Raw genomic sequence first — 22,722 nt, 5'->3', positions numbered from 1 at the left:
CCCCAGCTTCTCCTCTCAGGTGATATCAGTGTGATGGGCTTTCGCCTGCCGTTGACCGACAGCCCTTCAGCCTGCCACGTTTCTCCAGATCATTCAACCACGCAGCAAACTCTCGCCCGAGTTCTTCGCTAGCGGCAACCAGGGCAATGACGCCACCTTGGGCATCGGCGGTCGGCGCCGACTGCTCGATGAGCAGCCGGCGCTCAGCAACGACGAGCTGGCGCCTGCCGTCGAGGATGCCGGCCTGACCCTGCAGGATGCCGCGACTACGCTGCGGGGTATCGAACGCTTGTGAAAATTCCTGCAATTCGAAACGCAACACGCAGCCGGCGGCGATCTGCCCACCAACGCCCGGCAAACCCAGTTGCTGTCGCAGCCGTTGCGACAACAGTAACGCCGGCGCTGCCGCCCAATGACTACGCGCATAGTTTCGCAACTTCAGTGGGTTTTCGTAGAGCAGGCGATACTCGATATCGCGCGCATCAAACCAGTGCGGCGCCCGGATATCGAGCAGCACGCCCGGCCAGCGCCCTTCTTCGGCGAGTGGCTCGACCGGTACTCCAAAATCGTACACTTCGGCCGGCGACAGGTTGCGCGTGCCGCCGACACAGCCAGCGAGCAGACCAGCGACAAGCCAGATCAGGAACCTGTTCATGGACGTTCCTCACGGCTTGGCGGCGCGACAAAACCGGCCTCACCGGGTCCCGGAGCAGACGCAGGCGGACCAAAAACAAGGCTCTGCGGTGATTCTTCGAGCATCTGTAGTACGCGATTGAGCTGGCGCGAGTTTCCCGACAGATCGTTGCCAACCCCATTCAGACGGGCAACCAGGGCGGTAATCCCGTCTGACGACGGTTCGCCGACCAGGCGATCCAGTTTTTCACCCAGCGGCTGCAGGCCAACCATCAGCCGGCGCGATTCGACCAGCAGCGGCGCCGCCTCGGCTGCCGCCTGCTCGGCACGCACCAGGGTGGCATGGAGCAGGCGCAGATTTTCCGGTGCCAGTAACTGGCGCAACTGGCGTGTGACCTCGTTGGCGTGACCGGTCGTCGCTTCCAGGTTGGCCAGAATTGTGGCCAGATGCTGCCGGTTTTCGCTGTCGAGCGCCAGGTTGGCGCTGGCCAGGAATTCGCGCGCCTGGCCCAGTACAGCCGCGCCGGAATCCGATAGTTCCTGGATCAGGGAGGATCGCATCTCGATGCGCGGTGAGTCCTTGCCACCCGCCAGGCGCGTCGGATCGTTGCCGCTGTCTTCAAGCAGAATGTGGGCGATGCCGGTGACTCCCTGATAGCCCAGCCTGGCGGTCGTCGCACGGGTCACTGGCACCTTGCTGTCGACACTGATACGAATCAGGATATTGTGTGCATCCTGAGGATCGAGCTCGATCGCCTGTACCTTGCCGACCCGGATACCCCGATAACGCACCTGCCCTTGCAGGCTGAGGCCAGTGACGTTGTGTCGGGTGACCACGGTGTACTCGACGGTCGCTTCGTGCTTGCCACCGAACCACCAGATCGAGAGCGCTCCCGCGAAACCCAGAAACAGGGTGAACAACCCGGCCATCAGGGCATGCGAACGATTTTCCATGACTAGCTCGCTCCTTGTCCGAAAGCCATCGCCGCGGCGCGCCCGGAACTGAAAAAATTGCGGATGAAGGGATGCTCGACCGACAATACTTCGGCTGCCGTCCCACAGGCGATCAGTCGCTGATCGGCAAGCACGGCCAGGCGCGTCGCCAGCCCGGCCAGTGTCTCGGGATCGTGGGTCACCATCACCACCGTAAAACCGAGTTCTTTCTGGAGCATTCTGAGCAGCTTGACGAAGTTCTCGCTACGATCCGGGTCGAGGCCGGCAGTCGGCTCATCGAGAACGAGGAGTTCGGGTTCCAGCGATAGGGCCCTCGCCAGAGCCACCCGCTTGACCATGCCCCCCGACAGCTCAGCGGGCATCAGGTGGGCGTGCCGCGCTTCAAGTTCGACCATGGCGAGTTTGAGCATGACCAGATCGGTAATCATCGCCTCGTCGAGCGTGTGCAGTTCGCGCAGCGGAAAAGCGATGTTGTCATGAACGGAGAGTGCCGAAAAGAGTGCTCCCTGCTGAAAAAGCATGCCGAAACGGCGGCGCAGCGCGCGCCGGCGCGCCGGATCTGGATCGAGCACCGCTTGGCCAAAAAGCCTGACGCTCCCCTGGCTCGGCGCCAGCAGCCCGACGATCTCGCGCAGCAGCGTGGTTTTGCCGCTGCCCGAACCGCCCACCAGGCCGAGCATCTGTCCGGCTTCGATGTCGAGATTGATGTCTCGATGGATCACGACATCGCCGAACTGCGTGCACAGACCGCGAATCTCGATCGCCGGCAGCCGGCGCGGGCAGGCCTGACCGCGACAGTCGCTGAGCACGCTAGGGAATCCCGAGGTTGCGCGTCAGCACCGCAAAGACGGCATCGACGATGATTGCCACGGTGATCGAGGTCACCACCGAAGTGGTCGTTCGCGACGACAGGCTTTCGGTATTCGGCTTGACCTGCAGGCCAAAGTGGCAGGCAATGAGGGCAATCAGCAAACCGAAAACCACACCCTTGCCAATGCCGATCCAGACGTTGGCAACCGGCACCACCCTGGGCAGGGTATCGATGAAGAAGCCGTAAGACAAATCCATCTGCAGCTTCGCCGACACCATGCCGCCGATGATTCCTGCGGCCGAGCACCAGATCACCAGCAGCGGCATCGCCACCGCCAGGGCCAGGACCTTCGGCAGGATCAGACGCTGGCTGCGCGAGACGCCCATGGTGGCCAGCGCATCGATCTCTTCGGTTACCCGCATGACCCCGATCTGTGCGGTCATCGCCGAACCCGAACGTCCGGCCACCAGTACCGCGACCAGCACCGGCCCGAGTTCTCGAACGATGCTGATGCCGAGCAGATTGACGATGAAGACATCGGCACCGAAGGTCTTCAATTGCAGGGCGGACAGATAGGAAATAACGACACCGATCAGAAATCCGATCAGGGCGGTCACCGGCAAGGCCTGGGCACCGGTCTTGTAAAGGTTCGCAGAAAACTCGCGCCAGGGTATGTCACGTGGGTGTACGCACAGATAAGCGAGGTCGAGAATCATCTGGCCGATCAGGGCGACCATCGCCAGGAGATGGCTGGCGGCGACCCACGACCCCTGACCAAGGGCGAGTAGCCAGGCCAGTAACCGTGACTGCTTCGGCAGGACCGGCTCGACATCGACGCGGACCCCCTCGATACGTCCGAGAAGCGCCCGATGCCCAGGTGAAATCGCCAGTACGGCCGGCCATTGTCTTCCCCAGGCGCGCCACAGCAGGATCGCACCGGCGCTGTCCAGGCGGGTGATCGAGCGCAGATCCCAGCCTGGGTGTCTTGCTGCCAGATCGCAAAGACAGCGTTCAAACGCAGAAATCGGCTGAGGCAGGGTCGCCAGGGTCCAGTCACCGGACAGTACGAGCCGCTCCTGGTCGGCATGCTTGACGGACTCGATCGCGGCCACCGCCATGGCCACTCAGAATTTCTTCACAGCACCAGCGGTACTGCAATCTGGCCAGGCACCGTCGACCGGATTCGCAGCTTGATGCCAATGCGGCGCCAGAGCAGCGCTTCCTCGGCCAGTGCTGCGGCCATCATCGGATTGGTCTCCTGCCAGCCGACGGGCAGGTCGAGCTGGAAACCGACCGGATCTTCGAGAACCGACAATTCGGAGAATGGATGAGCGTCGCGCGCACGATGCAGAAGCACGGCCAGGCGAAGACAGAACACCAGGCGCCAGTTCGGATCGCCGATCGGCATGGCAGCCAGTTTCTGGAGTTTGCCGCGCTGGCCGAGCACCAGCAGGGCCAGGCGCGCCTGATCGCGCTTCGAGAAACCCGGCATGTCGGCATGACCCAGGATGTAGGCGCCATGCTTGTGGAACTCGGTATGCGCCACCGAGACGCCAATCTCATGCAGGGAGATTGCCCAGCGCAGAAAGTGGACATTGTTCTCGTGCTCCGGCGAATCGAGCTTGATCAGCTGTCCAAGAAGCGCCAGGGCGGTTTGCTCGACGCGACGGACCTGTGCCGCGTCGACCTGGTAGCGGCGCCGGAAATTGAGGACCGTTTCGTCGCGCGTGTCATGATGCTCGAAGCGCCCAAGCAGATCGTAGAGAACGCCCAGCGGTAGCGCGCCATCGGAATAGGTCATGTGTTCGATAGCCAGTTCCGAGAATACTGCGGACATGATTGCGATGGCACCGGGAAGAATCATCATGCGGTCACTGCGCATGCCCTGCAAACCCAGTGCTTCCGCGGAACCAGCCCGAATCAGCAATTGACGCAGCCTGGCCAGCCCCTCCCGACTGATGCCGCTGATCCCTTCGGGATTGAGATCGTTCATTTCCAGGATGTCGGCGAGTTCCTGGGCTGACCCTGAAGAACCGACGGCTTCCAGCCAACCGAAGCGCTGGTAGTCGGCAGCGATCGCTTCGACCTCGCGGGCCGCCGCAACTTCGGCCGAGTAGAAGCGCTTCTTGTCCACTTTGCCTTCCGGAAAGAAACGCTGCCGATAGCTGATGCCGCCCATGAACAAGGACTCCATCAGCAACGGTTCGGTATTCTCGCCGATGATGAACTCGGTCGAGCCGCCACCGATATCGACCACGAGACGCCGGTGACTGGCTGCGGGCAGGGCATTCGCCGCACCGATGAAGATCAGGCGCGCTTCTTCGCGCCCCCCGATGACCTCGATCGGAAAACCCAGAGCCGCCTCGGCCTGTGGTAGCACGATGCGCGCATTCCGTGCCACCCGCATCGCATCGGTGGTCACCGCGCGCACGGTTTCCGGATCGAAACCGCGCAGACGCTCGCCAAAACGCCGCAAGGCCTCGATCGCACGCTGTTGTGAGGCATGATCGAGCAGTTTCTCACGGGTCAGACCGGAACCTAGCCGGACGTTCTCTTTGAAGGTATCCAGCGGGTGGATGCGATTGCCAACGACACGCCCGATCTGCAGACGAAAGCTGTTGGAACCCAGGTCGACCCCGGCAATTAGTTCGTAACTCATGACTGTTTTGGTCTGTACGGCGAAGAAAAGGCTGCAGGCCGGCCATTTTACACTGCCGGCAGGACATCATGCCCTGGCAAGCACGGATAGCACAGTACCATCGAGAAAACAGCGCGCCAATCGACCCACAACGAAGGGATGGCTGTAATATGCTCGCTTTCATATCCCCCTTGCTGATCTATCTTTCCTGACGGAACGCACTCATGAATATCGTCGCCACGACCACTGAAACCCCTCCCATCCAGACCGCCAGCGGGTTCCCGCCGGAATATTTTCAGAATCGCGAGATGAGCCTGCTGGCTTTCAATCGGCGAGTCCTCTGGCAGGCCAGAAATCCCCGCACACCCCTGCTCGAACGTTTGCGCTTCCTGTGCATCGTGAGCAGCAATCTGGACGAGTTTTTCGAGATTCGCGAGGCTGGCATCAAGGAACAACTCAAGCTGAATTCGGTGGCGATCACCACCGACGGCAAGACCGCTCGTGAAGTCTATCGACTGGTCAGCGACGAGGTTCACGCGATCGTCAAGGAGCAGTACGCGCTGCTCAACGAAGAGATCCTGCCACAACTGGCCACTGAAGGCATCCGCTTCCTGAAACGCGGGGACTGGAACGACGCGCAGCGTGAATGGATCCGCGGCTTCTTCTTCCGCGAAGTCATGCCGGTGATCACGCCGATCGGCCTTGATCCCTCACACCCGTTCCCACGGGTACTCAACAAGAGTCTCAATTTCGCCGTCGAACTCGAAGGCCGTGACGCCTTCGGTCGCAGTTCAGGCGCTGCCATCGTACAAGCGCCACGGGTTCTGCCGCGCGTCATCCGGCTGCCACGCGAACTCGGCGACTGTGAGTACGCCTTCGTTTTTCTGTCGTCGATTCTGCACGAGTTTGTACACGAGTTGTTCGCCGGAATGAAGGTTCTCGGCTGCTACCAATTCCGCGTCACGCGCAACAGCAATCTCTTCGTCGACGAGGAAGAGATCACCAATCTGCGCGCCAAGATCCAGGGCGAGTTGCCACAGCGCCATTTCGGTGACGCTGTACGGCTCGAAGTGGCCAACAGTTGCTCGGAAGCGATGACCCAGTTTCTGCTCGGACAGTTCAACCTCAGCGAGAGCGATCTCTATCGCGTCGCCGGTCCGGTCAATCTGGTTCGCCTGATGCAGGTGCCCGACTGGGTGCTGCGCAGCGATCTCAAGTTTCAACCCTTCAATCCGGGAACCCCGAAGGCACTACAGAAGTGCCACAGTGTCTTCGACAGCATCCGTGGCGGCGACATCCTGCTGCACCATCCCTACCAGAGCTTCAATTCGGTGATCGAACTCCTTGAACAGTCCGCCAACGACCCCTTGGTGGTCGCGATCAAGATGACCGTTTACCGCACCGGCACCGACTCGGTATTGATGCAGTCGCTACTGCGAGCAGCGCAGAACGGCAAGGAAGTCACGGTGGTCGTCGAATTGATGGCGCGCTTTGATGAGGAGGCCAACATCGGATGGGCAACCAAGCTTGAGGAAGTAGGCGCGCATGTCGTCTACGGAGTGGTCGGTTACAAGACCCATGCCAAGATGCTGATGATCGTCCGTCGTGAGGAAGGAAAGGCCGGCAACAGCATCCTGCGTCGCTATGTGCATCTCGGTACCGGTAACTACCATCCCAAAACCGCTCGTTTGTACTCCGACTTCGGTCTCCTGACCTGCAACGAAGAGATCGGTATCGATACCAATGAAGTCTTCAAACAGCTCACCGGCCTCGGTCGCGCGCAGACCCTGACGCACCTTTGGCAAGCCCCGTTCACGCTGCAGCCGAACGTCGTCGCCGCGATTCGTGCCGAGGCCGAAGCGGCACGCGCCGGCAAGCGTTCACGAATCATCGCCAAGATGAACTCGCTGCTCGAACCGGAAACCATCGCCACGCTCTACGAAGCCTCTCAGGCAGGTGTCAAGATCGACCTGATCGTGCGCGGTGTCTGCGGCTTGCGCGCCGGCGTCAAGGATCTGTCGGAAAACATCAGCGTACGCTCGATCATCGGCCGTCAGCTCGAACATCACCGGGTGTTCTATTTCTACGCTGGTGGCGAGGAAAAGGTCTATCTGTCGAGCGCCGACTGGATGGAGCGTAATTTCTTCCGACGTATCGAACTGGCGTTTCCGGTGCTCGACCGCAAACTGAAGCGTCGGGTCATCTCCGAAGGCCTGCAGATCTATCTCACCGATAACACCCTGGCCTGGGAACTCGGACCCGATGGCACTTACCACCAGCGGCGTGGCTCACGGACCAGCCCGCATTCGTCGCAAGCCGAGTTGATCGAATTGCTACAGGCCTGAAATCGACAGGGGGACACCAGTCCCCTCTGCCCTGGAAGACTTCACGCGCGGCGTGCGCCGACGACACCCTGTACTGAGTGCAGCAGGGTCAGGGTGCGGTTGAGCTGCGGGATGCTGCCGACTTCCGCGGTAAAGAGCATATGCGCGTTGCCCTGACGGGACTGCGTGTTGACGGCGATGACATTGATTTTCTCGCGCGCGAGAACGTCCGAAACGTCGCGTAGCAGTCCCTGCCGGTCGTAGGCGTCAATCACGATATCAACGGCAAAGACGCTGTCGGTGCCTCGTCCCCAACTCGTTTCGATGACCCGCTCCGGATGCCTTGTCTGCATGTTGGAGAAGTTGCTGCAGTCGGCACGATGCACCGAGACCCCCTTGCCGCGGGTGACAAAGCCAACGATGGGGTCAGGCGGCGCCGGCTTGCAGCAACCCGCAAGCTGCGTCAGCAAGCGATCGACGCCAACAATCAGGATTCCCTTTTCAGCCACATCGCTGTCACGTTGCCGGCGTACAGGCAATTCGGTGAGCACACGCTCATCCACCGGTGTCTCACCCCCGCGCACCGCCACCTGCAACTGACGCATGTTCAACTTGGCGCGAGCCACCGCAATGAACAGATCGTCGCTACAGGCAAAGCCCAGCCTGGCCGCAAGATCGTCGAGGTTGCTGCTGGTCTGCCCCATTCGCTGCAGTTCGCGGAGAACCACCACACGCCCCTCGGCAAGGGTATCCTCGAGCGCTAGGCTGGCGAACCATTGTCTGACCTTGAGACGCGAGCGATGCGTAAACAGATAGGCCAGCGCAGGGTTGAGCCAGTCGCGCGAAGGCCCCCCCTGTTTGGCAAGAATGATCTCGACGCGCTGGCCGGTGCACAGTATCGTGTTGAGCGGTACCAGTGCACCGTCGACCTTGGCACCACGGCACCGGTGGCCAATGTCGGTGTGCACGCGGTAGGCGAAATCGATCGGTGTCGAGCCATGTGGCAGATCGATGACACGGCCCTGCGGCGTCAGAATGTAGACCGTTTCGTCAAAAGCCGCCTGCTTGTAGTGTCTGACCCAGTCAGAGGAATCGGCGACTTCGTCGCGCCAGGTCAATAGCTGCCTCAACCAGGCGATCTTCTCGTCGTAACGGTCTTCCGGAGTGCTGCCGCCTTCCTTGTAGCGCCAGTGTGCCGCAACCCCCAGTTCGGCGTGGCTGTGCATCTCGCGGGTACGAATCTGCACCTCGAGCGCGCGCCCATCAGGACAATGCACTGCTGTATGCAACGATCGATAATTGTTGCCCTTGGGATGCGCAATGTAGTCGTCGAATTCCTGGGCAATCGGAGACCAGATATGATGCACGATGCCCAGGGTGGTGTAGCAGTCCCTCACTTCATCAACGATGACGCGTAGCGCGCGCACGTCGTAAACCTCGGAAAACCCGACCTTCTTCTTGCGCATCTTGTTCCAGATGCTGTAGATGTGCTTGGGACGGCCGGAAATCTCGACGTTGCCGACGCCAGCGTTGAACAGCTCATGGCGCAGGCGGTCAGCGGCTTCGCTGATGAACCTCTCGCGCTCGGTTCTCTTCTCGTCGAGGTGCCGCGCAATCTCCTTGTAGATCGCCGGATGCAAAAAGCGGAAGGAACGATCCTCAAGTTCCCACTTCAGCTCCCAGACACCGAGCCGATTGGCGAGCGGCGCATAGAGCGCCAGTGTCTCGCGTGCCACCGGCACGCGCAATTCATCGGGCTCGCTGGCAAAGTGGCGCAGTGTTTGCGTGCGCGAGGCCAGCCGCAGCAAAACCACGCGGATGTCCTCGACCATGGCCAGCAGCATCTTGCGCAGCACCTCGATCTGCGCTTTCATTTCCTGCGGATTCTTTTCACTACTGTCGACGGAATGGGCGATAAAACCCCGCGTGATTGGCCGCATGCGGTTCAGGCGCGAAATCCCGTTGACCAGTTGCGCAACGCCGGGTCCAAAATCGCGCTCTATCTGGAGCAAGCCATGTTCGAGTTGCGCTGGCACTGCAAAGAGCAGTGCCGCCAGCCGTGAATCCGCGTCAAGCTTCAAACCGGCGATGATCAGCGCCATTCCCAGTGCGTGCCCCCAGACATCCTCGGCACTGCCGAGCAGGCGATGGCCATAGATCGAACGGGCAAAGTCGACGGCCCGTTGCAGCCGCTCGACCTCGGCCGCAGCGAGACCTTCGCCGAGCATCAGCAGGGATTGTTCGAGGTCGCTCTGGGCGGCGACCGAGTGCACGACGGAAACCATCAGCTCATTATAAGGTCATCTCCGGGCATTCATGCATAATGCGCCTTTACCTCCCGCTTGCCGTCGATGCCTGCCAACCTGCAACATCCCTATCTGCTGCTCGTGCTGACCACTCTGTTCTGGTCGGGCAACATGGTCATCGGACGCGCCATTCGCGACCAAGTGCCGCCGCTCTCGCTCGCCTTTTGGCGTTGGGCAATCGCTCTGGCACTGGTGTTGCCGCTGGCCCTGCCCCACCTGCGCGCGCAGTGGCCGCTGCTGCGATCCGGCTGGAAGGCCATCATCGTTCTCGGCCTGCTCGGTGTCGGCGGCTACAACACGCTGGCTTACATCGGCCTGCAATACACTCCGGCAACCAACGCCGTTCTGCTCAACTCCTTCATTCCGATCGCCACGATCACCCTGTCGTGGATCTTTCTGAACAAGCATCTGCGCAGCGTCGAGTGCCTCGGTGTGCTGCTCTCCTTCATTGGTGTCGCAACGATTGTCTGCCGCGGCGAGGTCGAGACTCTGGCCAGGCTGAGTCTGAATGTCGGTGACCTGTGGATGCTGGCGGCAGTGTTTACCTGGGCACTGTACACCATTGGACTGCAATGGCGGCCGGCCGGCGTAAACCCGATGCTATTGCTCGCCGCATTCACAATCGTCGGCCTGCTCGCGCTGGCCCCCGGCTACGCCTGGGAAATCGCGCAGGGCAAGACGATCCGGGTCTCGGCCGGCGTGCTGGCGGGAATCGCCTACACCGGGATATTTCCCGGCTTCCTCGGCTATGTGTTCTACAACCGCGCCGTTGCCGAGGTCGGAGCCAGCAAGGCCAGCCTGTTCATTCACCTGATGCCAGTGTTCGGAACGCTCCTTTCGGCGATCTTTCTCGACGAGATTCCGCAGCTCCATCACTATCTCGGCATCACCTTGATCTTCGCCGGCATTTACCTGACCACGGCGACCCTGCCGCAAACGAAAACCGAATGATCGACAAACTGCTCTGCTGGCTGCGGCATCGCCAGGCGCCAGTGCCGGATGCCCTCTGGAACGTGGTCATTGCAGCGCTGCCGTTCCTCCAGGCACTCAACAAGGACGAACAACTGCGGCTTCGCCGTCTAGCCGAAGGTTTCCTGGCCGAGAAGGAATTCACTGCCGTTGGTGAACTCGAACTGTCCGATGCGATCTGTGTCTCGATTGCCGCGCAGGGTTGCCTGCCGATCCTCGAACTCGGCCTCGACTACTATCGTGGCTGGGTAGGGGTGATCGTCTACGCAGACGAATTCATCATCCCGCGCAGCGTCGAGGACGAATTCGGCATTGTCCACGAGTATCAGGAATTGGCTTCAGGCGAGGCCTGGGACGGCGGACCACTGCTGATTTCGTGGCGCGACGCGCAGATGGCCGGGAGTGGCTATAACGTGGTGATCCACGAGTTCGCGCATAAACTGGACATGCGCAATGGCGAGGCGAACGGCATCCCGCCGCTGCCCGCACAGCTATCGCCGAGCCACTGGCAACAGGTTCTGGACACTGCTTACGACGATTTCTGCGCGCGCGTCGACGCCTCCGCAGACAGCGCGCAGGAAATGCTGTTCGACCCCTATGCCAGCGAGAACCCAGGCGAGTTCTTCGCAGTCATGAGCGAAGCGTTTTTTGAGACACCCGCGCTCCTGCGCACCGAATATCCGGCGCTCTACGCACAACTAGCCGGTTTCTACCGGCAGGATCCGGCTTCGCGAATTTTCCGGAAAACGGCTGGCCGACAGCCGTAAGCGGAGGGAAAAACGCGGATGGCCGCTTCTCTTCTCAGCGCGCCGCAGAACGGAGGGGAAGCGGACGCCAGACATTATGCCAGGCAGTGTAAGATTAGCCGTCATGAAAGAGCTTGCCCTCTCCTACCAGTACGACCGCCGACGCCCTACTTCGCTGAAGTGGTCGAACTGGTATTTATCGATCCTCAAGCTGGCGGTTGGTCTGCTGCTGGTACTGCTGATCGCACTGCTGTGGTTGCTGCACCGCAACGAAGTCGATGACCAGCGTTCGACCCTGATTGCCGATGTACTCTGGCTTGAGCAAAGCATGCGTTTTCACCTCGAAGGCAATTCCGAGCAGCTGCAGCAACTCGCACTCGACCTGGCACGGGCAAGAAAGCCAGGGGAAATCTTCGACCTGCGTGCCCGCCACATTCTCAAGAACAACCCCGAACTTCGGCAGTTGCTGTGGCTCGACGCGGGGGCCAGAATCCTTCACGGAATGCCGACGCAGAGCCTGCCGCGGGCCGGACAGGAAACATCTGGCGAGGACCCCCTCAAACGATCAATCGAACTGGCACGCCTGGGCAAACCCATCTACAGCGATGCCTATCGGACGACCGAGAACAGCCAGTTCGAGGTGTATGTCCCGATCTTTGACGACGGCCACTACCGAGGCATCCTGCTCGGAGTCTATTCGCTCAACGGCCTGCTCAAACAGCAGATCCCCTGGTGGTTCGCCGAAAAATACCAGGTGCGCATCGTCGACGGCAACGGCAGCTTGCTGGCCAGCAAGTCAAAGATCGACGCCTCACCAACTACGCTCAGCTACCCGGTCAGCCTCGACCCACCCGGCTATGGCATGGTGCTCCAGGTGACGGTTTACCGTGGCGCGGACAACCTGGCGCAAACCCTGATTGCGACACTGATCATCATTCTTGCCGCAGCGGTTTTCTGGAGCCTGTGGGCGGTGCGCGGACTGATCCAGAGACGCCTGTTTGCCGAACAGGCTCTGCGCTCGGAGTATGCTTTCCGCAAGGCGATGGAAGATTCGCTGGTGATTGGCATGCGCGCGCGCGACCTCGATGGCCGAGTGACCTACGCCAACCCCGCCTTCCTGCAGATGGTCGGATTCAGCGCCGAAGAATTGATCGGCCGGGAACCGCCCATGCCCTACTGGGCACCCGAAGAAATGGAACGGACACTGTTGCTCAACAATCGCGTTCTGCAGGGCAAGGCGCCACACGAGGGCTTCGAAATTCGTCTGATGCACAAGAACGGTAGCCGCTTCGACGCCCTCATCTACGAAGCCCCGCTGATCGACGCTGATGGCCGGCAGACCGGCTGGATGGGATCTATCATCGACGTGACCGAGCGCAAGCACGCCGAGGAACTCGCCCGCCAGCAGCAGGAAAAACTGCAGGTCACCGCGCGCCTGGTGACCATGGGCGAAATGGCGTCGACGCTGGCGCACGAGCTGAATCAGCCACTGGCGGCGATCACCAGCTACAACACGGGCTGCCTGAACAAGCTCGAATCCGGCAATTTCACCACTACGCAGCTCAAGGAAGCGCTCGGCAAACTGGCGGTGCAGGCGCAGCGGGCGGGCCACATCATTCGCCGCGTGCACGACTTCGTGCGCAAGAGTGAGCCCAAACTCGCTCCCTGCGACCTAGCCGAGGCGGTCGATGACAGCATCGGCTTCATCGAAGGGGCCGCCAAGAGCCGTGGCGTGCGTATCGTCCGCGAGATCCAGGGGATGCGTCCGGAACTGCTGGCTGACCAGGTGATGATCGAACAGGTTCTGCTCAACCTGATGCGTAACGGCATCGAAGCAATGGCTGAAGCCCCGGCCGATCGGCGGCGCCTGACGGTCAAGCTCAGCCAGCGGGAGAACCAGATGGAAATCAGGGTGATCGATCATGGCCCCGGCATTCCGCCGGAAATCGAAGAGAAACTGTTCACCCCCCTGTTCTCGACCAAGGCCGACGGCATGGGCATGGGACTGAACATCTGTCGTTCGATCATCGAATTTCACCACGGCCGCCTCTGGGTCGAGAGCAATCCCGAGGGCGGTTCGATCTTTGTCATGACGCTCCCGATCGGCCGGCAATGACCCCGCACGCCTATCTCGTCGACGACGACGAGGCCATCCGCGATTCACTCAGTTGGCTGCTCGAGTCACGTGGTGTCGCCTGCCTCAGCTACCCCTCGGCCGAGGACTTCCTGGACGTCTGGCAACCAGAGCTCAGCGGCTGCCTGCTGCTTGACATCCGCATGGACGGAATGAGCGGTCCAGAGCTGTTTGATGTCTTGTGCGAGCGTGGCAACCGCCTGCCGGTGATCTTTCTGACCGGTCATGGCGACGTGCCGATGGCCGTCTCGGCGCTCAAGAAAGGCGCTTTTGATTTTGTCGAGAAGCCCTGCAACGACAACGAACTCGTCAATCGCGTCATCGAAGCCCTGCAGCTCGACAAGGACCAGCGCGCTGCAGCATCGGGTGCGGATTCGGTCAATACCCTCTGCAGCCGCCTGACGACACGCGAGCGACAGGTCATGGAAAGGATTCTGGCCGGCAAGCTCAACAAGGTGATCGCCGACGAACTACAGATCAGCATGCGCACCGTCGAAGTCCATCGCGCCAATCTCTTCGAAAAAATGGGCGTCAGGACGGCTGTCGAACTGGCACAACTCCTGGCCGGAAAGCGTTGACCACACTGAGCGAGCGCCGCTTTCAGCGCTGCGAGAACAGATGACCGGCGGGCGGCGGAACGACCCTCTGCCAGGCTAGCAGGAGTCCAGGCTCACCCGGAGGACAGGCAAAGGCCGCATCGACGCCGATCCCGGCCACCCAGACCAAATGCTCACCACTCCACAGCAGTGGCAGGCGGAACCGTTCCCAGGGTGGAACGGCGGCCTCCTGCAGCAGATTCTTGAGGGTTCTCAAGGGTCGCCGAGGGTCAGGTTGCAGGCGTTCACCGCCTTGCCGGGAAGTGATCCGGAGCGGCGCGCCGGAGAGCCTGTGACGGTTGATGCCGGCGCCCGTGGTCGGCGTGAATGTGACGCGGTCAGCCCCCCACGGTAGTTCCTCCTCACCACACCAGGGCAGGTCGCCCGCGGGAACGGCTGAAGGCCGGCGACAGACATGCAATTCTCCCCGGTAGGCGTGGATTTCCCCATCGGCTGAGCGGATGCAGGTTTCTGAAACCGCATCGACCGTCGACAACTGGCGCAAGGCCTCATCAAGCCAGCGCGCCGCGGGGGCACGAAAGCCCGCTGAAAGCAGCTCGGAACGCAACAGATTGCGCGCTCTTGGCGTGCTCAGCGAATTGAAACGGGCCAGACCGATCCGCCCCGAGGAAGTCGCCGCCAGCGCCCGATCGGCCTGCGCCAGTTCCTCGAGCAGCAGCGCGGCTTCGGCAAAGTGGCGCCCGGCACGCGCCAGCGACTCTGCCGCACCGGGAAACTGCATCTCGATGCGCGGCATCACCTCATGCCGCAAGTAGTTCCGGCGGTAGCGCGAATCGCCATTGCTCTCGTCTTCCACCCAGGCCAGCGACTGCTCTTGTGCGTAACGCGCGATCACCGCGCCTGGCACGTCAAGCAGCGGACGAATCAGCCGCGGGCCGCCGCTCTGTCCTCGTTCGGCGGGCATCCCGGTGGCACCACTGACCCCGGCACCGCGCAGCAATCTGAACAGCATCGTCTCGACCTGATCGTCGCGATGATGCGCCAGCGCCAGCCAGTCTGCAGAACAGCCGCCAAACACCGCATGTCGCAGGCGGCGCGCTGCGGCTTCCAGCCCTTCGGCACTGCCCCGCGGTACCTCGACGCGAACGATTGTGAGGGGCACGCCGCAACGCTTGCAGAAATCGCTACAGAATCCGGCCCAAGCGTCGGCACTGGCGCTCAGTCCATGATGGACATGCACCGCCGACAACTCAAAAGCCGGGTTCGACGAGCGCAACGCAACCAGCGCGTGCAACAGAACCAGCGAGTCGCGGCCACCGGAAAAACCGACGCACAAGCGCGCTGTAGGAGCCACGCGCGTGCTGAGGAATGCCGAGAGCGCCTGCTGGATCTGCCGATCGGCTGACAGCTGGGAAAGCTCAGCGCTGCGCTTGCCCTGTAACCCGACCATAGGCCAGCAGGCGGTCCAGGCGCGCCTTGAGCAGATCGGCCAGCGGCAGCGCCTGCAGTTGCTGCAGCGCTTCCTGCAAGGCCTGCTGGAGATTCTTCGCCATCGCCTGATGATCACGATGGGCACCCCCGGCTGGTTCGCTGACGACGCGGTCGACCAAACCCAAGGAGTGCAGCCGCGCCGCGGTGATGCCCATGATTTCGGCTGCCTCGCTCGCCTTGTCTGCACTCTTCCAAAGAATCGACGCACAGCCTTCCGGGGAAATCACCGAGTAGGTCGAGTACTGCAGCATCTGCACCCAGTCGCCGACGCCGATCGCCAGCGCTCCCCCAGAGCCCCCCTCACCAATGATGGTGACGATGATCGGCACTTGCAATTCCGCCATCACATAGAGATTGCGTCCGATGGCCTCGGACTGGCCACGCTCTTCGGCATCGATGCCAGGATAGGCGCCCGGCGTGTCGATGAAGGTCAGCACCGGAATGCGGAACTTTTCGGCCAGGCGCATCAGCCGCAAGGCCTTCCGGTAGCCCTCCGGGCGTGGCATGCCAAAGTTGCGGAAGATCTTCTCCCTGGTATCTCGCCCCTTCTGGTGGCCGATCACCATCACCGGATCACCCTTCAAGCGTGCCAGGCCGCCGACGATCGCGTGATCGTCGGCAAAAGCCCGGTCCCCGTGCAGTTCCTCAAAGTCGGTGAAGATCAGACGCAGGTAATCGAGCGTGTAAGGCCGTTGTGGATGCCGTGCCACCTGGCAGACCTGCCAGGCCGAAAGTCGGTCATAGATCTCCCGGATGAGGTTCTGACCCTTCTGTTCGAGGCGCGTGATGGCATCGGAAATATCGACGGCAGAATCCTCCTGCGCAGCGCGCAGCGATTCGATCCGTTCCTCGATCCTGGCCACGGGCTGTTCAAAGTCGAGAAAACTGGTTTTCATCTAAGGCAGTCTGAAATCATGCTGATCTGAAAGCGCCCTATTCTAACCTGAAAGGTCTTCCCGACGCCTCGTTGAGGCGTGCTGGCGTGCCGGTTCAGTATTCGACGGGTAGCGGATCGAGGCTGCGCCAGAGATACCAGGTCGCCACCGAACGCCACGGCCGCCAGCGTTCGCCGTACTCGGCAAGCAATCGCCGCCCCGGCCGTTCTCCAGCACAATAGTGAATGGCCACGGCTTTCTGCAGGCCGAGGTCATCGAGGGGAAATACGTCTGGACGCAACTGATTGAAGATCAGGAACATCTCGGCGGTCCACACGCCAATGCCGCGCACTGTAGTCAATTCTGCAGTGATCTCGGCATCGCTCATCGTCGTCCAGCGATCAGGGTGAATCTGTCCACCGTCGAAATGGCGCGCGAGATCCACCACATACTCGACCTTGCGCGCCGACAGTCCGCAGCGACGCAGCGTCGCGGCTTCAATGGCAAGCACTGCGGCCGGGGTCACCGCCGGCGGCATGGCGGCGAGAAAGCGCGCCCAGACACTGTCGGCAGCCTGCACGGAAATCTGCTGACCGACGATCGACCGCAGCAGGGTCACGAAGGGGTCACCACGCGAAACCAGCGCGGTTCCGGCAAAACGCCCAACGAGGGTGGCCAGTACCGGGTCGAGCATTGCGAGATCTGCAGAGGCCTGATGCCAGTAGCCAGGGGTCATTGAAGAAGGATAATGATCATCACAGATCGGCAGCGTGCGGCACCATGATTATGGCCTGGCGAATCAACGGTCCAGCCGAGTGCCACAGTTGCCAGCTGCGGTCATGCCCTTCGTTCAAGCCCTTTTCCGTTCTTTTTCGCGGGCTTTGGCCTTGCGGCGGCTCGCGTCGATCTCGGGCGGGCGGTAGACGAGAACCGGGATGCTGGAGTGGGTCAGCACCCGGTAGGTTTCACTGCCGAGGAGCAGCGACGACAGACCGCCGCGGCCATGTTTGGACATGAAGATGAGATCGCAGTTATGGTCCTCGGCGGCGTTGATGATCGCCTCCCAGGGGCTCTCACTCACCACCGCGAGCGCCGTGCACGCAACCCCGGCGTCCTTGCACAGTTTCTTGATGAAACCGAGATATTCGTTGGCCTTCCCTTCGGAACCCGAAACCATCTGCGCGAGCACGGCGGGCTCGACCATGCTGCCATAGCTCTCCGATTCCTGTCCGGGATGCTTGGCATACAGAGCAGTGATGGTGGCATTGGCCGCCTTGGCAAAGTCAACCGCGCGTTGTGCGGTATCTCGGGACAGTTGGCTGCCATCGGTCGGCAGCAAGATATGCTGAAACATCCTCGTTCTCCCTCGGGTTGGCGGTATTCAATAGCCATTGGCGCGCGTGATGATAGCCCATTTTCATTCAGATTCCTTGCAAACACTGCAGATCCCTCTGAAAAAGTCGTTCGTGTTTCGCTGCGGAGGTATCGACCCGGCACATCCGCTCGGAACTACAGAACAGACCCGCCCACCATCGATCTGATGATGCCGGAGGTGGAGCAGTGGCTCCCAGATTACCTATTCCTGCATGGCCATCAGTTCCTTGTCGGCATAGCGCAGGCGCAAGGCCAGCACCTTGGCAAGTTCCTCGACCAGGGTACACGCCAGACGTTTGTGCTCTTCCCTGAGAGTGATGAACTGCTCGCGCTGGAGGACGAAGAGTTCGGTATTTTCGAGCGCAGTCGCATCGTTGAGGCGGGTCATCTGCGACAGGAAAGCCATGCCGCCGAAGAAGTCGCCGCGCCCGTAGGTCAGCGCGTGGTGGCCGCCTTCTTCGACAGGGCTCGGCAGCGTGATGCGGACTGCGCCCTTGCGAATCAGATAGAGCTCGTTGCCAGGGTCGCCAAACGCGTACACCTTCTCGTCCTTGGCCAGCGAGCGTCGCTGCAAGGCTGCTTCCAGGTCGATCAGGGTCTCTTCCTTGTGATCCTTGAAGAGTTCGAGATCCTTCAGTTCCAGTGCCGTCACTTCGGTTGTCGGCACGGTACTCTGACCCTGGTCAAGTATCTGGTCCTCAACCCACTCGACGGCGTCATCGAGTTGACCGAATACCTTGACATGGTCGGTCATCGTCGTCAGTTCCATCTGGTCGAAGAACTCGGCAATATTCCGGCCATTCGGCAGGGTATGCGACAGGCTGCTGAAGATCAGGAAAGCATTGCGTTCGATCAGCGAATCACGTATCTGACTCAAGAGATGCACCGCCGTTACATCGACCGACTGTACGCGCCGCATGTCGAGTACGATGTACTTGCGTTTGCCGAGTTCCGGTTCCAGTGCCGTGTACAACTGGTCCTTGGTGCCGAAGAAAAGGCTGCCCTGCAACTCGAGAATGACCGACTGGTAACCCTCCTTTTCGAGGATGGCCATGTCCTTGCGCAGGCGCACTCGCTTCGAAAAACGGCTACCGCCGTCCATCTTGCGGCGAATCACCGTACTGCTCAGTTGTTCTCGGATGAACAGGAACATCGCCAGGGCGATGCCGACGCCGGAGGCGGCGATCAGGCTGTAACCGACCGCCACGGCGACCACCGCCACGATGACGATGAAATCCATCAGGGTCCACGGCGACTCCAGCAGATGCAGGCTGTGCCGATCGATCATGCGGATGCCGACGACGATCAGGATGCCGGCCAGCGCTCCTACCGGAATCCAGGCGATGAACGCCCCCAGGGCGAGAAAGGCGATCAGGGACATGATCCCTTCGACGACCCCGGAGACGCGGGTCTGGCCACCACTTGCCAGATTGACCAGCGTCGCCCCCATCTGACCAGCGCCGGGCATGCCGCCGGCACAGGCCGAAGCGACATTGCCAAGACCCTGTGCGATCAACTCGCGGTTGGAATCATGGCGGCTGCGGGTCAGGGCATCGAGAACGACGGCGGTTTTCAGAGTGTCGATCGACAGCAGAACGGCCAGCGTAAAAGCCGGTCCGAGCAGACTGCCGATCTGGCTCAGCTTGAGTTCGCCGATTTCCTGCCAGCGGCCGGTGATCGCCTCGAACATGCTTGACGCCGTTCCCCCCAGCGGGCCGATGATCAGCTTGTTGCCTTCGACGACCAGCAGCGACTCGTCGACCGTGGCCAGTCCGAAATAGGTCAGCACCCCGGCCAACAGGCCGAGAATGGCCGCAGGCACGACGCGCGTGAGCATCGGTGCGGTGACCATCACCCCGGCCGTCACGGCGCCAATGAGCGCGCTCTGCCACTGCCACATTTCCGGTGAACTCAGTGCCCGCCACCACGCCGTACCACCGGGAGCCCCCAGGAGTTTCGGGATCTGACTGCCGATGATGATCAGACCAACACCGGTCAGATAGCCGCTGACTACCGGAAACGGAATGTACTTGATCAGGCTCCCGATCCCCATGAAACCCAGCATCAGTTGCACCAGCCCTGAAACCAGGCCGAGCGCGGTCAACATCAGTACGATCGACGGCGCAGCCACGCCATGCTGTACGAGTTCAATCGCAAAAGCCGAGAGAACCGCCGCAGCCGGAGCACACGGCGCCGTAATCAGGCGGTTGGTTCCCCCCATTGCTGGGGCCAGCAAGCCAAGCGCGGTGGCTCCGAGAATCCCGGCCAGGGCACCCAGGCCGGCGTATGCCGGGCCGATCGAGGCGTAGATGGTGACGCCAAAAGCGATTGCCGACGGCAGAGCGACCAGCATCGCAGCCAACCCTCCCCAGAAATCGCCGACCAGCTTGTCATTCTTGAACTTGATTGCCAGTTCCATAAATCCAGGCCCCTCTTCGGTCCCGCATCAACACATCTCGCAACAGACCAGAAGACGGCCTGCACGAGCCAAGCGACGCCCTTTCCAGCAAAGTGGCCCAGGCTACGCAGCCTGGGCCACACGCGATGCTGCGACGAATCTGACACGGATGGTTCTTGTCCAAATCCTTGTTCAGCGCAAGGCCGGACCCCGGCAATGGACCACCGGATCAGGAACGGCCTGCTCAGCTTTGACCGCGATAAAGGACTTAGTGCGTTTCTCCGGCATCGACAGTTGGCAGACCCGCCCGGAAGCGAGCTCGCAGCCCCTGGTCAATACCTTCGGCCTGGTCCGCCACGCGGTCGATCTCCTCGACGAGTTGCGCCAGCGGCAGCTTCACCTCGAGATCGAGGCTGTCGTCGGCAAAGATCTTTCTGAGGATCTGCATCGAGAGACGGTCTGCCTGATTTTCGTACCAACTGACGCCTCGCTCTGCCTTGCCCGGCGATGGTTGTTCCCACCACAGCAACGACGGCCGATAGCTTTCGACCAACACATCAACCGCGGTGCACACCTCATCGGTCAGTTCCTGAACATCCGCAACCAGATTCGCAGGCACATAGCGGTGGGGACTGGAAAACCCCGATTCGATGGCAAAACCGGTGATCTGCCGCTTCATGTCCTTGAGCAAGCGGCTCACGCCGTTCAGCGGGTCGATCATTCCGCACACCAGATTCCCCAGTGCCGATTGCGGGTGTATGCGGGTCTCGAATTTCTGTTGCAGGTCGTCGAGCAGGCGCAGGTGATCAGAAAGCTTTCCGGCGTGCCGCCAGCATGCCCCTTCCGATTCGCTGTTCAGGTAAGCGTCTACCGCTTCCCGGAAAATCGCCGTTGCGTCAGCGATGGCATCCAGATAGCTGTCGAGATCGCTTTCGATAGAACGCGAGGTGACGGACCTTGACGCAGCTTGCACTTGAGTTTCCATGATGACTTCTCCTGCCTGAAATAAAAAAACTGCCACCTGACCCGCTGGTAGGCAACTTGCCCTCAGCGGCCGGTACTTCTTGAAATGCGCGCCTGTCAGCGGGCCACAAACACTATTGCGGCAAGCGGGCAGGACTGACGGCCCCGTAAAGTTGCCGCGACCATACTTTGAGAATGACGCCGGCCCTAGAAAGTTCGCGAGCGATGTCGTAGAGATTTTCGTACAGACCATTCAGCCGGCACGAACGATCCGGAGAAACTCCCGATGGCGAAGTCCGGTGCCACCCCTCGGCGGCCGCCACCTCCCGCTGGTCGTCGAACGTCCGCCAGCAAACCAGCGCACGCTGGCTGGCGATGGCCGCATCGGCATCGAACTCGGCAACGGTTGATCCATTAGCCAGCCGGGTGTAGCCATGCCGCAGGCTCTCGATCGCTTTCCGAATCACCCCCATCATCTGGAAGACGGTGGCGTCCGGGTTTGAGCCCCCCGAAAGGCAGTCGCGAGCGGTCCGGATCAGCACGGCTGCCGCCCGATCCAGGGCTTCCATGGTCGAACGAATCTCTTCAAGTCCGGAATGCGGGAGTGAATCAACGACCGCCTGATGCCGCCGCTGCAGTTCCTGCCGGTGCTGCTCCAAATCGATCAGGCGCAGCGAATGCGCCGATTCCTTCCCCTGCAACACATCTCTGCAACAACTCTCGCCAGATTCACGATCATCCTTGCCTGTTGGTCGATCATGCTGAAAAAGTCCGGGGTATCGGCCGCACCCACGGACGAACGGACTCTACTCACAACTTGCGATACGGCGATGGTGGTCATGGCATTCACCTGTCTTCTGCTGCGATGTTGGTTGGAAAATGGTCATCAGTAAGCGATAGGTCGGACGGCGAGAACGGAATCCCGGTGGGTCCGTTTTCACATGATGGGCTTGAAGCATAATGCGTACCAGCTACAACAAAAATATTGTTCCCGCTTAAAATCAAAGTCCTGGAAGCAATCTCCGAAGCCTTAGCGAGGCCTTTGGGGGTGTAACAAAACACCATCAGAAACTCGCCGAAGAACCGGGAGGAGCTGTTATATCAACATTAATTCATGTAGTTAATGAACAAATCGAAGGACTGCCGGGCGACGCAGTGTTACACCTTCGAGCCATGCATGCCGCCTAAGGGTCATGACTTTTCCAACCCCCCTGATCATGAAAGCGATGACCATTTCCCCTCCCTTGAAGGGTGTATTCCGGATTGCACGCCAGAATCACCCGATGTGCAAGGGGCATGGCTCCGCGAATTCCTCCTTTTACTTCCGACTCGGCTTCGGGATTCGAGAGCGGTGTAACGTTTTCGTATTGCCTCTGCCCCTGATAGCAGACCGTAACTGACTGTTATGTATGGATGATAACGATCGTCGATAGATTGGGCGGCGGCCGATCCGGCCGATTTGTTGCACCCGTGCAAGTTCCGCTGGCTCCTCTGGCTGAACGCCTAGCGGCTTGATCTTTGGGAAGTCTTGGCTCATTATGCGTTTCGG

The 22,722-nt window shown here is 60.8% G+C and carries 18 protein-coding genes; 5 read left to right on the top strand and 13 right to left on the bottom strand.

Translation table 11 applies throughout. From position 1 onward, the window contains the following. Window positions 1-25 precede the first annotated feature (25 nt). Genes AW06_RS19560 through AW06_RS00320 form a run of 5 tightly spaced genes read right to left on the bottom strand, consistent with a single transcriptional unit; the run spans window position 26 to window position 5,057 of the window. Window positions 26-655 (bottom strand): ABC-type transport auxiliary lipoprotein family protein, encoded by a 630-nt coding sequence (locus tag AW06_RS19560; protein WP_273704248.1) that lies wholly within the window; start codon window positions 653-655, stop codon window positions 26-28. Beyond that, the gene (locus AW06_RS00335) at window positions 652-1,587 is read right to left on the bottom strand and encodes an MlaD family protein (protein WP_034943797.1); all 936 of its coding nucleotides are present in this window, start codon (window positions 1,585-1,587) and stop codon (window positions 652-654) included. Before AW06_RS00335 ends, AW06_RS19560 begins: the two co-directional genes overlap by 4 nt. A 2-nt stretch (window positions 1,588-1,589) precedes the next feature. Continuing rightward, window positions 1,590-2,396 carry an ATP-binding cassette domain-containing protein gene (locus AW06_RS00330; RefSeq protein WP_171047207.1) on the bottom strand — a complete coding sequence of 269 codons (807 nt, stop codon included), beginning with the start codon at window positions 2,394-2,396 and terminating at the stop codon, window positions 1,590-1,592. Between the two features lies 1 nt (window position 2,397). Beyond that, window positions 2,398-3,516, bottom strand: a complete 1,119-nt coding sequence (locus tag AW06_RS00325) for an MlaE family lipid ABC transporter permease subunit (protein WP_034943794.1) — start codon at window positions 3,514-3,516, stop codon at window positions 2,398-2,400. A 17-nt stretch (window positions 3,517-3,533) separates the two neighbouring features. Then, window positions 3,534-5,057 (bottom strand): Ppx/GppA phosphatase family protein, encoded by a 1,524-nt coding sequence (locus AW06_RS00320; protein ID WP_034943792.1) that lies wholly within the window; start codon window positions 5,055-5,057, stop codon window positions 3,534-3,536. Window positions 5,058-5,260: 203 nt separating this feature from the next. Between AW06_RS00320 and ppk1 the strand changes: the two genes are divergently transcribed. After that, on the top strand, window positions 5,261-7,381 hold the full coding sequence (ppk1, locus tag AW06_RS00315) for a polyphosphate kinase 1 (RefSeq protein WP_273704247.1): 2,121 nt from the start codon (window positions 5,261-5,263) through the stop codon (window positions 7,379-7,381). Between the two features lie 41 nt (window positions 7,382-7,422). Here ppk1 and AW06_RS00310 read toward each other — a convergent pair whose 3' ends face one another. Next, window positions 7,423-9,645: a bifunctional (p)ppGpp synthetase/guanosine-3',5'-bis(diphosphate) 3'-pyrophosphohydrolase gene (locus AW06_RS00310; protein ID WP_034943788.1), complete on the bottom strand. Its 2,223-nt coding sequence runs from the start codon at window positions 9,643-9,645 to the stop codon at window positions 7,423-7,425. A gap of 66 nt (window positions 9,646-9,711) precedes the next feature. Between AW06_RS00310 and AW06_RS00305 the strand changes: the two genes are divergently transcribed. The 4 genes from AW06_RS00305 to AW06_RS00290 all read left to right on the top strand — a co-directional run bounded on the left by AW06_RS00305 (window position 9,712) and on the right by AW06_RS00290 (window position 14,093). Further along, entirely contained in the window at window positions 9,712-10,617 is a 906-nt protein-coding gene (locus AW06_RS00305; protein ID WP_034943784.1) for a DMT family transporter, read from the top strand. Continuing rightward, a complete protein-coding gene (locus AW06_RS00300) occupies window positions 10,614-11,402 on the top strand; it encodes a M90 family metallopeptidase (RefSeq protein ID WP_034943781.1) in 789 nt (262 codons plus the stop codon). The genes AW06_RS00305 and AW06_RS00300 overlap by 4 nt, the downstream gene beginning before the upstream one ends. Before the next feature lie 103 nt (window positions 11,403-11,505). After that, on the top strand, window positions 11,506-13,497 hold the full coding sequence (locus AW06_RS00295) for a PAS domain-containing sensor histidine kinase (protein WP_138677324.1): 1,992 nt from the start codon (window positions 11,506-11,508) through the stop codon (window positions 13,495-13,497). After that, the gene (locus tag AW06_RS00290; RefSeq protein ID WP_034943779.1) at window positions 13,494-14,093 is read left to right on the top strand and encodes a response regulator; all 600 of its coding nucleotides are present in this window, start codon (window positions 13,494-13,496) and stop codon (window positions 14,091-14,093) included. The genes AW06_RS00295 and AW06_RS00290 overlap by 4 nt, the downstream gene beginning before the upstream one ends. Before the next feature lie 22 nt (window positions 14,094-14,115). Here the strand turns inward: AW06_RS00290 and tilS are convergent, their stop codons facing one another. The 7 genes from tilS to AW06_RS00255 all read right to left on the bottom strand — a co-directional run bounded on the left by tilS (window position 14,116) and on the right by AW06_RS00255 (window position 21,874). Next, complete coding sequence (gene tilS, locus AW06_RS00285) at window positions 14,116-15,522, bottom strand: tRNA lysidine(34) synthetase TilS (protein ID WP_138677323.1); 1,407 nt, start codon at window positions 15,520-15,522, stop codon at window positions 14,116-14,118. Continuing rightward, entirely contained in the window at window positions 15,491-16,459 is a 969-nt protein-coding gene (locus AW06_RS00280; protein WP_034943776.1) for an acetyl-CoA carboxylase carboxyltransferase subunit alpha, read from the bottom strand. Before AW06_RS00280 ends, tilS begins: the two co-directional genes overlap by 32 nt. Before the next feature lie 94 nt (window positions 16,460-16,553). Continuing rightward, on the bottom strand, window positions 16,554-17,132 hold the full coding sequence (locus tag AW06_RS00275) for a DNA-3-methyladenine glycosylase (RefSeq protein WP_246148291.1): 579 nt from the start codon (window positions 17,130-17,132) through the stop codon (window positions 16,554-16,556). 156 nt (window positions 17,133-17,288) lie between these two features. Further along, complete coding sequence (locus tag AW06_RS00270) at window positions 17,289-17,792, bottom strand: universal stress protein (protein WP_034943769.1); 504 nt, start codon at window positions 17,790-17,792, stop codon at window positions 17,289-17,291. Window positions 17,793-18,014: 222 nt separating this feature from the next. Continuing rightward, window positions 18,015-20,231, bottom strand: a complete 2,217-nt coding sequence (locus tag AW06_RS00265; RefSeq protein ID WP_034927201.1) for a SulP family inorganic anion transporter — start codon at window positions 20,229-20,231, stop codon at window positions 18,015-18,017. A 247-nt stretch (window positions 20,232-20,478) separates the two neighbouring features. Beyond that, entirely contained in the window at window positions 20,479-21,195 is a 717-nt protein-coding gene (locus AW06_RS00260) for a hypothetical protein (RefSeq protein WP_034927198.1), read from the bottom strand. Between the two features lie 112 nt (window positions 21,196-21,307). Further along, window positions 21,308-21,874, bottom strand: a complete 567-nt coding sequence (locus AW06_RS00255; RefSeq protein ID WP_273704246.1) for a hypothetical protein — start codon at window positions 21,872-21,874, stop codon at window positions 21,308-21,310. Window positions 21,875-22,722: the final 848 nt, after the last annotated feature.

It is taken from the genome of Candidatus Accumulibacter cognatus (genome assembly GCF_000584975.1).
Taxonomy (GTDB): Bacteria; Pseudomonadota; Gammaproteobacteria; order Burkholderiales; family Rhodocyclaceae; genus Accumulibacter; species Accumulibacter cognatus.
Note: the sequence above shows the minus strand (reverse complement) of the source record. Positions and strands in the feature narration are given on the sequence as shown.

Bases quoted from the DNA above. Each gene is read 5' to 3' on its own strand.
- AW06_RS00295 (WP_138677324.1), top strand. From the start codon at position 11,506: ATGAAAGAGCTTGCCCTCTCCTACCAGTACGACCGCCGACGCCCTACT.
- AW06_RS00275 (WP_246148291.1), bottom strand. From the start codon at position 17,132: ATGCTCGACCCGGTACTGGCCACCCTCGTTGGGCGTTTTGCCGGAACC.
- AW06_RS00305 (WP_034943784.1), top strand. From the start codon at position 9,712: ATGCCTGCCAACCTGCAACATCCCTATCTGCTGCTCGTGCTGACCACT.
- AW06_RS00265 (WP_034927201.1), bottom strand. From the start codon at position 20,231: ATGGAACTGGCAATCAAGTTCAAGAATGACAAGCTGGTCGGCGATTTC.
- AW06_RS00290 (WP_034943779.1), top strand. From the start codon at position 13,494: ATGACCCCGCACGCCTATCTCGTCGACGACGACGAGGCCATCCGCGAT.
- AW06_RS00270 (WP_034943769.1), bottom strand. From the start codon at position 17,792: ATGTTTCAGCATATCTTGCTGCCGACCGATGGCAGCCAACTGTCCCGA.
- ppk1 (WP_273704247.1), top strand. From the start codon at position 5,261: ATGAATATCGTCGCCACGACCACTGAAACCCCTCCCATCCAGACCGCC.
- AW06_RS00310 (WP_034943788.1), bottom strand. From the start codon at position 9,645: ATGGTTTCCGTCGTGCACTCGGTCGCCGCCCAGAGCGACCTCGAACAA.
- AW06_RS00320 (WP_034943792.1), bottom strand. From the start codon at position 5,057: ATGAGTTACGAACTAATTGCCGGGGTCGACCTGGGTTCCAACAGCTTT.
- AW06_RS00335 (WP_034943797.1), bottom strand. From the start codon at position 1,587: ATGGAAAATCGTTCGCATGCCCTGATGGCCGGGTTGTTCACCCTGTTT.
- AW06_RS19560 (WP_273704248.1), bottom strand. From the start codon at position 655: ATGAACAGGTTCCTGATCTGGCTTGTCGCTGGTCTGCTCGCTGGCTGT.
- AW06_RS00300 (WP_034943781.1), top strand. From the start codon at position 10,614: ATGATCGACAAACTGCTCTGCTGGCTGCGGCATCGCCAGGCGCCAGTG.
- AW06_RS00280 (WP_034943776.1), bottom strand. From the start codon at position 16,459: ATGAAAACCAGTTTTCTCGACTTTGAACAGCCCGTGGCCAGGATCGAG.
- tilS (WP_138677323.1), bottom strand. From the start codon at position 15,522: ATGGTCGGGTTACAGGGCAAGCGCAGCGCTGAGCTTTCCCAGCTGTCA.
- AW06_RS00325 (WP_034943794.1), bottom strand. From the start codon at position 3,516: ATGGCGGTGGCCGCGATCGAGTCCGTCAAGCATGCCGACCAGGAGCGG.
- AW06_RS00260 (WP_034927198.1), bottom strand. From the start codon at position 21,195: ATGGAAACTCAAGTGCAAGCTGCGTCAAGGTCCGTCACCTCGCGTTCT.